At 34.7% G+C, this 13890-nt stretch carries 13 protein-coding genes and 1 pseudogene; 10 read left to right on the plus strand and 4 right to left on the minus strand.

Annotated elements, in window-relative coordinates; genetic code table 11:
* Positions 1-279 precede the first annotated feature (279 nt).
* Together VB711_RS23110 and VB711_RS23115 are read left to right on the plus strand one after the other, a co-directional pair.
* Positions 280-2301 carry an AAA family ATPase gene (locus VB711_RS23110; RefSeq protein ID WP_323288699.1) on the plus strand — a complete coding sequence of 674 codons (2022 nt, stop codon included), beginning with the start codon at positions 280-282 and terminating at the stop codon, positions 2299-2301.
* Between the two features lie 14 nt (positions 2302-2315).
* Complete coding sequence (locus VB711_RS23115) at positions 2316-4868, plus strand: DUF2357 domain-containing protein (RefSeq protein WP_323288700.1); 2553 nt, start codon at positions 2316-2318, stop codon at positions 4866-4868.
* A gap of 55 nt (positions 4869-4923) precedes the next feature.
* Here VB711_RS23115 and VB711_RS23120 read toward each other — a convergent pair whose 3' ends face one another.
* Positions 4924-5259 (minus strand): XisI protein, encoded by a 336-nt coding sequence (locus VB711_RS23120; protein ID WP_323288701.1) that lies wholly within the window; start codon positions 5257-5259, stop codon positions 4924-4926.
* Positions 5247-5669 carry an element excision factor XisH family protein gene (locus VB711_RS23125; protein ID WP_323288727.1) on the minus strand — a complete coding sequence of 141 codons (423 nt, stop codon included), beginning with the start codon at positions 5667-5669 and terminating at the stop codon, positions 5247-5249. The genes VB711_RS23120 and VB711_RS23125 overlap by 13 nt, the downstream gene beginning before the upstream one ends.
* A 39-nt stretch (positions 5670-5708) precedes the next feature.
* Here VB711_RS23125 and VB711_RS23130 point away from each other — a divergent pair, with 39 nt between their 5' ends.
* The 5 genes from VB711_RS23130 (at position 5709) to VB711_RS23150 (ending at position 7185) form a co-directional block, all read left to right on the plus strand.
* Positions 5709-5831, plus strand: a complete 123-nt coding sequence (locus VB711_RS23130; protein WP_323288702.1) for a hypothetical protein — start codon at positions 5709-5711, stop codon at positions 5829-5831.
* Between the two features lie 73 nt (positions 5832-5904).
* Complete coding sequence (locus VB711_RS23135; RefSeq protein WP_323288703.1) at positions 5905-6084, plus strand: toxin secretion, membrane fusion protein; 180 nt, start codon at positions 5905-5907, stop codon at positions 6082-6084.
* A complete protein-coding gene (locus VB711_RS23140; RefSeq protein WP_323288704.1) occupies positions 6038-6478 on the plus strand; it encodes a DUF6036 family nucleotidyltransferase in 441 nt (146 codons plus the stop codon). The genes VB711_RS23135 and VB711_RS23140 overlap by 47 nt, the downstream gene beginning before the upstream one ends.
* 214 nt (positions 6479-6692) lie before the next feature.
* Positions 6693-6998, plus strand: coding sequence for a FitA-like ribbon-helix-helix domain-containing protein (locus VB711_RS23145; protein WP_323288705.1), 306 nt, complete (start codon positions 6693-6695; stop codon positions 6996-6998).
* Positions 6988-7185 carry a hypothetical protein gene (locus VB711_RS23150; protein ID WP_323288706.1) on the plus strand — a complete coding sequence of 66 codons (198 nt, stop codon included), beginning with the start codon at positions 6988-6990 and terminating at the stop codon, positions 7183-7185. The genes VB711_RS23145 and VB711_RS23150 overlap by 11 nt, the downstream gene beginning before the upstream one ends.
* A 346-nt stretch (positions 7186-7531) precedes the next feature.
* On the opposite strand, the gene VB711_RS26540 is transcribed toward VB711_RS23150, so the two are convergent.
* Positions 7532-9142, minus strand: a complete 1611-nt coding sequence (locus VB711_RS26540) for an LAGLIDADG family homing endonuclease (RefSeq protein WP_416233608.1) — start codon at positions 9140-9142, stop codon at positions 7532-7534.
* A gap of 313 nt (positions 9143-9455) precedes the next feature.
* On the opposite strand from VB711_RS26540, the gene VB711_RS26545 reads away from it, so the two are divergent.
* On the plus strand, positions 9456-9530 hold the full coding sequence (locus VB711_RS26545; protein WP_416233609.1) for a hypothetical protein: 75 nt from the start codon (positions 9456-9458) through the stop codon (positions 9528-9530).
* A gap of 974 nt (positions 9531-10504) precedes the next feature.
* On the opposite strand, the pseudogene VB711_RS26550 reads toward VB711_RS26545, so the two are convergent.
* Positions 10505-12196, minus strand: a pseudogene (locus VB711_RS26550) (LAGLIDADG family homing endonuclease); the annotation flags it as partial.
* Between the two features lie 513 nt (positions 12197-12709).
* Here VB711_RS26550 and VB711_RS23160 point away from each other — a divergent pair.
* Positions 12710-13078 (plus strand): STAS domain-containing protein, encoded by a 369-nt coding sequence (locus tag VB711_RS23160; protein WP_323288708.1) that lies wholly within the window; start codon positions 12710-12712, stop codon positions 13076-13078.
* A 99-nt stretch (positions 13079-13177) separates the two neighbouring features.
* On the plus strand, positions 13178-13885 hold the full coding sequence (psb29, locus tag VB711_RS23165) for a photosystem II biogenesis protein Psp29 (RefSeq protein WP_323288709.1): 708 nt from the start codon (positions 13178-13180) through the stop codon (positions 13883-13885).
* Positions 13886-13890 lie beyond the last annotated feature (5 nt).

The raw sequence follows: 13890 nt of genomic DNA on the forward strand, positions 1-13890 counted from the left end.
GAGTATATATCAATCTGTTTTCTATAGATACAGGAGAGCGATCGCGTTAGCTGACAGGAGCGATCGCTCTTTTAAAATTAGCGTGGCTAGAGACTAGAGGACTTTTACAGTATAGTTGCTAAAAACGATAGATACTTGTGTATTATATAAATGTAAAAGATTGGTATAAATATTTCCAGTAACAATGCTTGGACGCTGACAACACCCATAGTCAAGTTAATGTTACAGCCAATCTTAGTTGCTGGTAAGCATAAAAACGTAATTACTATTGAATAGCCTATGACTGAAAATGATGAACAGGAATTTAATAAACTACTAGCAAAACCTGATAGTGAGTTGATTAAGGACATTCTTGAATACAATCAAATTTCATCTCTTGTATTATCTGGAGTGCTAACCGTAAACCCTGGTAGTCGTTATGGATTTTTTGAATCTGTTCTTGATCATAACGGACGAGAACTAAAATATCCTAATGGTAATGATCTTGATCGTATATATATTTACGATCCTTATGAATTAGAACCAGGTGAACGGTATTATTTTGAGTGTGAATTAGCCAGCCTAAAGCAAAAGAAAATAAGGAACAATCCTTATTTATTAAAAACTACTGTTGATAGAGTTCAACAGGGAGAAAGATTAAATGGTCTTGTCAAAGCCATAGAGGAAAAGAATTATGAAATTAACGAACTAAATGAGGCAATTAAATATTGCGAGGAAACAATCGCTCAAAAAATTACCGAAATTTCAAAAAATGAGAGTTTCATATCGGAATTGAGTGAAAAAATAGAGTCCAACAAAATACAACTTGACCAAATAATAAATCAAAAAACGGAAATGGAAAACACCATAAAAATTCTTCAGCAAAAGATTAATATTTGCCTAAACTTAGAATTTTTGAGCGAAGATGAGGAAAGAAAGTATATTTCACTATCCAGAGAAAAATACGTCATTCCTAGTAATTATTTAAGTTTTGACAACGAATTAGAAAGTAATTTTGCACAATTAGCAGATCATGTACATCAATATTTATTTCATCAGAAAAATCTGATTTATACAAGATTTCAGATCAGAAATTTTTTGACCCTATTAAGAACAAATGATTTAATTGTTTTGAGTGGTTTGTCAGGTTCGGGTAAAACCCAAATTGTCAAAGCATTTGCGGAAGCATTAGGTGGCGTTGCCAAGATTATACCTGTTAAACTTAATTGGACAAGTTCAGATGATTTGCTGGGATATTATAACCCTATTCAGATGTCTTTTCTGCCTACACCTTTCACAGAAGCAATAGTAGAGGCTATTCACAATCCAGATCAATTATATCTCATTTGCCTGGATGAGATGAATTTAGCAAGAGTTGAATACTACTTTGCAGACTTTCTTTCAAAATTAGAAGAACGCAGTAATCAACCAGAAATTGAATTATATGCCAAACATGAAGAAGAATTATTCATATCAGAATTTAAGACTTTATTAAACCTGCTTGAAAACAGTGCTAAGGATATTGAAATAAAATCTTGGCAGGACTTTTTAAACAATGATGAGGCAAGAACGCGCTTTTTAGAAATTTTTGGTAACAATGAGAAAGAATCGCTTTTGCAATTACACACCAAAACCAAAAGACGTTTAATGGATATTTTGAAATTTCCATCTACTATCAAGATACCGAATAATGTCAGGTTTATTGGTGCTATTAATGTAGATGAAACCACAAATTACTTTTCACCTAAGATATTAGATCGTGTACACATTGTGAAGTTTGAAAATCCACTGCTTTATGAAGAAAAGGTAACAAGATTTTTTAAAAATTCAGAATATGATCTGAAGTTAGTACCAGTTTATGTGAACCCAGTTGTTTTTTCTCAAAGGGAAGAATATCCTAAAATGGATAATTCCTACATTTGTATGAATTTAAAAGAAATAAATCAAAAATTTATGTTACCTTTAAATATTGACTTTGGTGCTAGGTCTATTCGTCAATCTCTAAACTATGCTGAATGTAATAATAATGTTTATGAAAATTATTTTGATGAAATTTCTCTTAATAGTATCATAACTCAAAAAATCTTGCCGCGCTTATCATTTGATACAGAAAAAAAAGCTAAAAATGCTAGTGAAAAAACTAAATTAGATGTATTAAAAGATATGCTTGAATATTTACGGGATCTTCTTGGTGAAGAGTATGATACTTTTAGCGATCCAGACTATCATAAGCATGATGAAATAGGTGAACCCGCTATTAAATTCCTATCTGAAATGATCGAACACGCAGAAAATAATTCTCAAATTAACTTTTTTGCATAATATAAAGGAAAGACATGATGAAAGATTTTGAAGTCTTAATGATTTCTATTGAATGGGAGTCACGCGACAAATATTTAAGTATCACCAAAAGCGCAAGGCCATTGAAACCAACAATTAAACCTGGCAATATAAATACTTATGAATATGATATTGTTCTCTATACTAAAGAGGATGGTAAGTATTTTCAATTTTGTGTAAAAACACCGCACACACCATTTTTAAAAGGTAGTGATGGAAAATATCATGATTCTCTTTTTAATTTGAAAGATGATTTGTGGATAATTAAAAAAGAAGAATGGGAGATAGGACAAAGGGGAATTGGATATCATCCTTGTCCTTCTATAAATACAATTGGTAAAATTGAAATTGGCATTTTAGACAATTTAAAGCAGATTAAAAATTTTATTCCAATTGATATAAATAGCAACATTCTGGATTTTGACTTTGAACAACTTAAAAATGATTTTGAGGGTGAATTATGGAATTTAATCACATCTCAAAAATCAAAAATAACTTCTAGTAGATTAGAGTTAAGATACTATGATAAAATATTTCGTTATTCAGAAAGTAAATCAATTATTGATTTTTTAAAAGCCTATGATGCAATTGAAAAAACTCCTAAATCTGAATTATTAACCTCAAAAGGTATTGCCAAAATAGAGAAAGTAAAACCTATTGCTGAAACTTACAGAAAATTAGTAAGTATTGGTGGTAGTGCTAGGTTTTTACCTTCAAAAACATTTATTGAAAATTACGATATTTATGAAAATCGCTATTTATGTTTGATGTTAAATAGCATATATAAAATTGTTTCAAATAATATTAATTATACTAAAAAACAGTTAGAATCTTTGGAATATAAAATAAATGATAAAAAGGCTAAAATTAAAGTCTTAAATAACCCTAATCCTCAAGTTAACAAGGAAGAAATTCTAGAAGAAATTTCATTGCAAGAAAAAAAAGTGCAAAATATGCAGAAGGAATGGCGAGAAATTAGTCTTAATATGCAATTTGATAGTCAAGAAAAGTTTTATAAAGGAAGTATAGAAATTAAGTATAAAGATAAAAAATCCAATAGTAGTAATAGCTTCTGGTGCAAAACCGATAAGACAGCGTTTTGTCTAATCAACTTTCCTTATACCTGTTTAAATTACTTGGAAGAAAAACAAAGATATACATTTGAATTTTCTTTTATAAAGAATGATGATATTAAAACTTATAAAGGAGATATTTACCTACAGTTTACGATAACAGGAATAAAAAAAATAGAACCATACTTGATAGAAGTTGAAAAAAATATATTAAATCAACGACTCAATAATAAACAAAAATTAGAATCAAATAACTGGGTTCAAATATTAACGGAAAAAGACATAAACGAAACAAAAAATCAAGTCAAAACTCTAGAGAATGATATAAAAAAACTTGAAAAGCAAATTAAAGACTTAGATGAATTTGTAAAAGAACAACAAAAATTATTACCATTAATAGAACAAAGAAGAAAAAAGACATTTTTTAAAACTATTAAATGGCAAAATATTCAAGATTTTACACCTTCAATGACTTTTATTCAAAATATAAGTTATCGAAATGCCTTAAATTCATATAAAGAAATATTAAAATCTGAGGGAATAGATTTAGAAGTTTTTGATCTTTATGAAAAAGCTACAACTTATGGTATGAGAGAAATACCTCAAGTTTATGAATTGTGGTGTTTAGTTTCTATAATTAAGACATTAAAAGAACCATACGGATTTAAATACAAGTTACAGGATATTCGTACACTGCTAAAAGTTATTAATCCTGAAAATAATAACTTGAATAATCAGGTAACTATTAATTTTGAAGGAGATTTGAATGGTAGAACAATTACTTTATATTATCAAAAAACACTCCCAAATAATAAAAGACCTGATTTTATCCTGGAAATATCCATTAATGATAGAAAAATTTATCTTGTGCTTGATGCTAAATTTAAAAATTATAATTACAAAAAATCTTTGAACTATGAGATTAAGAATTTAAATGATAAATATAGTGACACGGATTATTATGTTTTTATCTTACACCCCTGTAATGATTTAACTGGTGAAAATAAGCCAGTAAAAATGACAAATCATGGAGGTGATAAAATTTATTTTGGTGAAGAAGATCAAAAACCTACATTTCCATTTCACAAATATGGATATATTACGCACAAACCAAATTTTACAGATAACCTAAAAAAATTAATTGGAATGGCTTTTGAGTATCTTTTAGAAAGTAATAAAAATGCAAAAAATGGAAATACAATAGAGCCAAAACCTACTAATGATTTATGTTGTTTGAATTGTGGCGGAAAAAAAATAGACATTCTCACACATAGAAGGGGTGAAAACAAATTTTATTACACGGCAACTTGTAAATCAAAAGAATGTGGACACCAAATACACTTAGACTATTGTTGGAATTGTTCAACCAAATTATTTAAACATGGCTCTTATTGGGACTATCATAGAACATCTATTTGGAGTAGCTTTGATATTCATTGTCCCAATTGCGGTATGGCATTTGCAGATAAACCGTGAAATTTGCAGATAAACAGATTTTTGACATCTGACGCACCCTAGTAATTGCTGTGTTTTAAGCCACAGAAAAATCACTAAACTGCCGATATTCAGGACGAATAAACCCTAAAATAATATCATCCTTTTCTACTCCTAATTGCAATAATTCCGCAGTTATTCCCCTTTCCGTACCATCCCATTCAATGCAGATTTTACCATCAATAATTCGCAGATGAAATACCACTGCATGAACTCTACCTGTTTTATCCCAACCGGTATCCATTAACAAATAATTATCAGATTCTTGATCACAAATACATAAAGCCTCAATTTTGCCATGACTAGGTTTATATTGAGCGTGTTTTTTCACGATACTAACTATAATTTCTCTGTATTTTTCTAACTTATCCATTGTACAATTACCTCCTGAATTGGATCAAAAATAATGTAATTAATCTGCTGTTGATCACTTAAAATATCTTGAATAGCTGGTTTGAGAAAAAAGTCTTGATAAGCAGCTTCAGGAATCGCTAAATATAATTTACGTTCTGGATTAATCCTTTTGATTAAACTAACATAAATATTATATTGTCCTAATGTTTTTTCCAATTTTGTAATTAAAGAAGGACTGTTAAAAACCTTTATTTCAATCACGATCTTTTGGTGCATCTTCTGGGCAGCAAATAGCTTTTCTGCTCCCAAATCAGCATATAAACGTAAACCTTTATATTCTAGTATAAATGGGTCGTCAGTAATTATCCATCCATCTTTGGTTAGGGCATTTTTAACTTGATTATGAAATAAATCGTACTGTGGCAGTATTAAATTAAAAACATTAACTTTAGCTTAACATATCAAAAAATGGGTGAAGTTGAAAATAGTAACACCTACTTTAATGAAGCTATCCGACTATTCAACGAAATGGAAGCACCCAAGCAAGTTGAGAAAGTGGAAAAAGCCAAAAGAGGAAATATTGATTCATAAATAAGATGTAGGGGTTTCCAAGATGCCAGTTATGAGTTATAATTATGTAAATATCACTTTATTAAAATAAACAATGGAAAAAGTTGTTACTAAAGTTAATCAAAAACAACAAAAAAGCGATTTTTATTATTGGCAAAAGCAATCACATCAAAAACGTTTAGAAGCACTAGAAGAAATTCGTCGAGAATATCACCAATATCAGTACAATGTTGAACCAAGATTTCAAAGAGTTTATACAATTATTAAACGATAATCAAGTAAAGTATTTAGTAATTGGTGGTTATGCAGTAGCCATTCATGGACACCCTCGCTATACCAAAGATATTGATATTTGGATCGAAATGAGTCAAGAAAATGCTGAAAAAATGATAAAAGCTTTAGTGGGATTTGGTTTTGGTAGTTTAGGTTTAACTGCTGAAGATTTCCAATGCGCTGATCAAATTATTCAATTAGGTTATCCCCCTAATCGCATTGATTTAATTACTACACCAGATGGAATAGACTTTAAAACCTGTTATCAGGCCAGAATAGAGATAAAAATTGATGATATTTTTGTTAATTTTATTGATTTAGAAAATTTGAAATTAAATAAACAAGCATCAGGTAGATTACAAGATTTAGCTGATTTAGAGAATTTACAAGATTAAGACGATGTTTGAAAAACAAAAATAGGAAATGTTGATTAAATGTAGATATTAGCTTAACGTAAAACCGATAACTCGTCTGGGAATGAATTTCAGTCTCATAGCAAAAGTCATCTAATGTAAATTAACTTTTCTGAGTATATTCTACAATAGAATTGATAGATGATAATTACAATGTTATAATTAATCTAAATCAAACCACAACTCTGTATAAAATATGAAAATAATTCTAGATAACTTAGAACCCAACCTAGTCGAAAATCTCAGATATCAAGCAGAACAACATGGACGTACTTTAGAGTCCGAGTTAAAACTAATTTTAACACAAGCTGTTACCAAAAATCACCCAGAAAATTTCCAACAACAAACATTAATTCCCCTAGACATAGCAGCACAGGTAAAAGAGTCCTTAGATAATACAGGATATAATTCCCATGAGCAAATTATTGATTTAGTCCAAGATGTAAAAAAAGAAATGGCTGAAGAACATTTATTAAAAGCACAGAATCACCATGAGTCATGATATCCCTCAACGTCTATTTTTAGACACTAATATTTATATTATTGGTGTTGCTAATCAGGATAGTTATGAAAGAAAAATATTAGAATCAGTTGGTTTTTTACAATCTTCATCTGTAGAAGTTATCGTTTCAGAAGAGTTATTAGATCAAATTTTACGAGTATCTAAACGTTTATATAATAAAGAATGAGGTAGTCAAGTTGTAGCCCGAATTTGGCAACAATTACAAGTTATTTATGTAAATTTTACTTCTGATGAATGGCTCAAAATAGAAGAATTAGGATTAATTCCTCGTGAAGATATTGGAGTTTATTTAACTTATCCATTGTAAAATTACCTCCTAAATTACAATACTTACTACTCGGTTAAGGCTAAAACCTTGTTATATCGTAGGTTGGGTTGACGTAAGGAAACCCAACAAAAACCCTGATAATGTTGGGTTTTGCTGTCGCTCAACCCAACCTACATTTCTAAAAAAACCGCCCATTTTTGGACGGTTAATTATTTCAAAATCTTACTTCGACAGGCTCAGTAACCTATGCAGTTGGTTCAACTTCCGGGAACATACATTTATCAGAATCACAGCCACTAGGACCAGCTTCCGTCATTTCGCCTAAATCGTAACGACTTAAAGCCCCACAAAAATCATCTGTTTGGCGACGTACTTTCACCTCTTGACACAAACGCTGATATGTAATTTGATCAATTGGTTCAAAAGGTAAACGGGGGAAAGATTGCAAATCGTCAAATCTAGCTAACAATGCAGCAGAAATATATCCCTCATCATTTTGAATCGCTTCATAGATGCGTGTTCCTAAAGACTCAATTTCCTCAGAACGCAATTCTAAAGTAGCTGAAGTGTTATGGGTAACATAATAACGCTGAACCTGCATCACAAAATCCAACTGGGCTAAAGCGGAGAACTTAGATACATCAATTACATCAGCACCAGGTAAATCTGCCCAAGATACAGCCACGGGAATTTCTACCAACCATTCTGTACAACGGTAATCAAAGGGATCATTCAGCAAATTGCCGTTTTCGTCTTTGTCAGATTGGGAAGGAATGACATTATAACCATAGTCGATACAAGCTAGGGCTACAGGGTCATTTTTGCGGAAAGTAATCCGACGAATGAATCTTTGGGCTTTGGGGGGATGCCAACCGGAACTAGCACCTGTTAAGAGGGATTTGGTATTGTGAGATTTAATTCCTCCCTGCCAGTACCAGGAGTCATTATCATCTATCCCTTCTACGGCAAAATCGTAACTATAATCGGGGATTTCTTCCCAATCTACAGATGCGACAGTGTAAGGTTGAAATTTGAAACTGCGTTTTGGAGAAGGAAGAGGACGAGCTTGAGCTTTCAGACTATTGCTGTTTAAATAAGCTAAAGCATCGGGTTGGGACAACATCCGACTCAGACATAAACCCCACATATCCTTCTGAGTTTGCTTGTTTTCTCCTTGGGTGTTATGGAAAATTGAGAAGCACAGACCCACTGCTTCACCAATTTGCTGAAGATTTCGCAGGAACTTTTCACTGGCGCTATCAATAGACATCCTGCCTGTAGAACGAATACAACCGTCTGTGTCAATTAAACCGCAGAAAAAAGACAAGATGCTTTCTTGAGAAGAACAACGAATTGCTAAGGGTATTCTGTCGAGGCTTTGGCTTTCTTCTGTTTTTGCTAATCCATTAAGTTGCAACCAGTTAAAAAGCTGAACGCTGGCAAAACATAGTTCAAAAGCTTCTCTGTCAGAATATTTGCGAATTTGTCCCTCCAAAGCAAAAAGTTGTTGTCCGATTTTTTGCAGTCTTTCGAGTAATGCGTAATCATTGCTGCAAAAACGGATACGGTGTTTATGAGGACTCAAGCAGCCGTCTCCAAATAATGCCCCAATGAAGTAGGACAAATCAGGGGACATAATTGTTGGTGTTTTAATGATGGTCGCTGTAACTCCGCGACTATGACCGAGTTCTAATTGTCGTCCTTCTCGTGTGTACTGGAATTGATCGATATTGAGTAAGGAGACTTCTTGCTGATTTTGATACTCGCCAAGACTGAAATCAATTTTCATCCCAGAAGTCATATCGGCTGCATAAACCCAATTTCCATTGATGGAAAGACGGTGATTAGGGGTCATGCGGAGGATGCGCCCATTGCTTAAAGTCACTTTAATCAGTTGCAGGGGTTGATTAGCAATACCTGTAGAAACTGAAATTCCTTTACGAACGCTCAAGTTTAAGTTGACGGTTTCACCACTACCGGGAGCTATCAATTCATCAGCATAGAGCAATCCTTGATCAAATATCCGCAATGCTGTGCGATCCAGACAACCAGAAGGCTGCACGGTAGTACAACGATTGGGGCGTTTGATATTGTGTTTATCGCAATATTCCCAAACTACTTTATGAACTACATCTTTCCAGAAACTGAGATATTTTTGCTCACCGCGTTTGAAAATAATTCCTGCGGGGGTTTCTGGTCTTCCTGCTTCCCACCAGCGTAACCAATCTACACCAAAAGCATGAACGAAGAAATCAAATAAACCGGTAAAGGAAACACCGACAATGGGATCTAATTCCCGACTGTATTGATATCGTGGTTCGAGGAATTGGTGATTTAACAGTGCGGCTACAGATAAAGCCCCTGCTGTGAATGCTTCTTCTTGTTCTTTGTAGTTATCTGGATCTAGTTGATTTAAGTGTATCTCGGACAAATTACAGTGAAAATTGCTACCTATTATTTCTCCGCACGGATTTAAACCAAACCTACCTATTCTATGTTCTAGCTCATCAGGATCAATTTCAGGATAGTATTCTTTGATCCAATGTTTAGCTTTTTCTTGCTGATATGCTTGCAAGAAGTCTTTTTTTAATTCTGGTGTAGTTAACAAATCAATGTTAGCTCTAGCGACTGCTTCACCAGCCCATTGAATAGCCCCTTCACCACTGTAATATTGTTTACGTACAGCAGCAATCGATTCTTCTAATGTTGGTTTGCGGTGAAAGACTCTAGTATGGTTAGCCATTCTGAGAGAATCGCGCTCTGGATCTATGCGCCAGTTACCATCTGTATCTTGTTGCCATAAGTTATCTTTAGCTGTTGCACCCTGTTCGTCTTCAGAAACGAACTGTCTCATCCCGGCTGAGTTGTGCGTCAGATAACCGTCACAGTAAAAACAGTGAGCTTCTTCTACTTCAATGTCATAAGTTTGAACATGATCGTAACTGCCTAAACCTTTGACTGTCACAGGAATATCTAGTGAAATATCAGCCTCAGCGATATAGCGTTCATAATTAGCATCAACTGAGCGAGAACCCTGGAAACCCATATCTCGCATTTCGCTATAGGTGTAAGCCTCTCGCATCATTGCACCAGGAATGGTGAAACCATAGGTTTTTAATCCTTGACGCAATTCTCCCTTGACTGAGTGAAGGGCAATGATAGCGTTGTAACGTTCTTTGAGGGCTGGAAGCTTAACGTGGTATTTAATTTGCCATTCCTGCTTCTGGGGACGAGTAGTAGAAATTCTACCAGCGATACCCAAACTCGATAAAACTATACCAACTTGTCGAACAAATGATGGATAAACTGATGTAACTAGGTGAGGAGGTCGGTTATTAACTGCCCCATCACTGTCCATTAGTCCAGCTAGATAAGCAGCCCGGATATCTACTGAACCCTGCAAAATAAAATTAGGAATTACTAAGGGAACATTAGGCTGCTTAATATAGCTATGGAAGTATTCAGCTAGTCGGATAGAAGAACAAATTGATTTGGCAGTATTTTCACCTTTGCTAACGCTGTGAGTAGCAGTCAATCCAAATAAAGCTAAAGCAGAATCTATTTTGGCTTGAATTTTTGCTGTTTGTTCAATCTGTAAGCTATTCATTGACCATTCTACACGGCCATAGGGCTTATCATGTTTATTACGACCAAGAGCAACATAGCCATCACCGTGAGTCAGTCCAATTAACCAAGCTACTTCAGGTGTGAGATCAGGAACTATCAAGTTCTTGCTGGTTCGACTTTGGGAAGGTCTAGATTCTGTAAAATCAGAGGGAAGATGGGTAACTGTACCAGGTAGTATTTGTGTGTTATGAAGTAGGCGATCGCCTTCGACTAAACTTGCAACTGATTTCCAGTTAACTCCACCTTTAGCATCTGCTAAAACTGCTTGTTTGTGGTTTAAAGTTGCTCTAGGGTAAGTTGCATTAGTTTCAATTTCATAGACATCCTGAAATCCTTGGTCGAATTTATCAACTACTCGACGAAATCCTAAAGGAGTTTGTACCAAGTCACCCACTTGCACGTCACGAATAGGTACAAGACCTTTAGAGGTATGAACTAAGGCATCTTCAGGAAGACAGCGACGAATATTGCCAGCGACAATCGTGACAGCCGCCTCATCAATTAACAAACAGCATTCAACTGAATTTAATTGTCTGCCTAAAGCTTTATTGAGAATAGAGGCACAACGCTGATACAATCCCGGCAACTTGACAGGATTAGCCATACCGCCAAAACCTTTGAGGGTTTCCCCTGATTGGCGCACGTCACTAATATCTACAAATACCTGAACGTCACTTGTAAACCTTTCATCGGTGGAAAGTTCTAACAGGGTTTGATAGGATTTTACCCAACCTTCCCGGCTGTCTCCAACGTGGATAGTAGCGGTGTTAGCTTCTATATGGGTTTGTGTAAATTCACGACGCTGTTCTTTAGGGGTGCTACCAATTTCACCTTTGACGGTAATATGTAGGCGATTACGGATAGGAGGCAGTTGATTAATATATTGTGGTTCAATGACGGCTCCTGTACCACAGCCCATCATGGCCAAATCCATCATCAAGCCGAAAGCTTTCCAGTCTAGGAGATTGGTGGAGGTACAGTTATAAGCGCCGGAGAAGTTTTTGGGTTTGGTTAACCAATCTGTGCCACCAACCCACATCCAGCGTCCACTGGGGAGGGATTTCATGTTGCGCTGCATCTTGTCTAAAATGGCAGCTTCTTCACGGGTGAGTTTTCCCAGTTCCACTAAGCCTTTAAGAGTGCGATCGCACACCTGATCATAAGTTTCTCTCAGTCCCGCTTCTGTCCTACGGCTGTAGGTTCTAAAAAATACCGGATTGGCTGCGGTGGCCGATTCTGGAAAGGTTGCACCCTGGAGTTTTCGTTCAAGTTCTTGAACCATAGTTAGTTCTGATTATCAATCTGATTATTTGGGACAAACTAAGACTATACGCCATGTAATTTTAGGATGGAAGATTGCTAATTTTACTATTTTATGCTATTGAGATAGCAGTATAATATATTACCCATAAATCAACAGAATATTCTTATGTGAATTTTGTAATTGTTAGCATTTTTATATCAGTTATTTTGAACTGAATCCCTAAGAAATGATAGAATTGATATTGCTCTTTTAGCGTATTGCTCAAACAGCTTATTTGATCTAGAAAACTTCTAGAATAGACATCTGGTGAAAAAGAATGTAGAACCGAGAATCCTTAGAAGGATTCTGGAAAACCCATATTCAAATTCGGTCGATGTCTATTGCGAGGCTTTAGTAGCAAACTAAAAACCTGATGTTTCGTATTTCGTGCGTAATTTCTGTTAAAATAACTATTTAATTAGTTTCAATCTATATACCTAATCATTTTATTTTCAGTTCATGTTTCAAATTGATTTAGAGAGGTGCAGTTCAGTGATACATATAGACCAAAAATCCTATACAACTCAAGATGGCAATACCATTATTGTTTTAACACCAGTAGGGCGTTTGGATATTACCCATGCTTGGCAATTTCGCCTCAAGTTACAAGAATGTATTTCTAAATTCAGCCGTCATATACTTGTAAATCTCGGTCAAGTAGAATTTATTGACAGTTCAGGTCTTACCTCTTTAGTCGCTGGAATGCGTGATGCGGACAAAGTTCATGGTACTTTCCGTCTTTGTAATATTCATCCAGATTCTAAATTAGTATTTGAAGTGACAATGATGGATACAGTATTTGAAATTTTTGAAAATGAAGAAGATGCTTTAGAAGGTCTACCCCGTTCCATCACTAGGTAAAAGGGGACAGATTTATCTAGGGATCACTTGTTGTTGATAACTTGGCAAAGTAACCCTAACACGACAAAATAAGAATAAGTCGCCCTTAAAATTTTCTTTGTGAATAACGTCCGTACAGTTTCAGATACAAAACGAACTTTCTACAGTCTCCATACCCGGCCAATAAATACTATTTATCGTCGGGTGGTGGAAGAGTTGATGGTAGAAATGCACCTACTATCAGTCAATGTTGATTTTAGCTACAATTCTATTTATGCCTTAGGCGTGGTCACAACCTTTGACCGCTTTATGCAAGGCTACCAACCACAAGAGGATCAACAATCTATATTTAATGCTCTATGTCACGCTGTAGAGCAAGATCCGCAACGCTATCGACAGGAAGCGGTTAAATTAAAAGCCATTGCTGAAAGTTTGCCGGTTCAAGATTTAGTTTCTTGGCTTGGTCAAAAGACCCCATTAGATCGAGATCCTGATTTGCAATCACAATTGCAAGCGATCGCTCACAATCCTAGCTTTAAATACAGTCGTTTATTTGCGATTGGTTTATTTTCGTTGTTAGAACTGGCAGATCCTGAATTAGTGAAAGACGATAAACAACGCGCTGATGCGTTAAGTGCGATCGCTACAGGGCTGCATCTATCTGAAGAAAAACTGAGCAAAGATTTGGAGTTATATCGCTCTAACCTCGACAAAATGGCGCAAGCACTGATAGTAATGGCAGATATACTTTCGGCTGATCGCAAAAAACGTGATCAACGTCAGCAAGCATCAGCTACTTCAGCAGTTCCTCCTAGTACCAACGAATAATTTCT

It is taken from the genome of Cronbergia sp. UHCC 0137 (assembly GCF_034932285.1).
Taxonomy (GTDB): domain Bacteria; phylum Cyanobacteriota; class Cyanobacteriia; order Cyanobacteriales; family Nostocaceae; genus Cronbergia.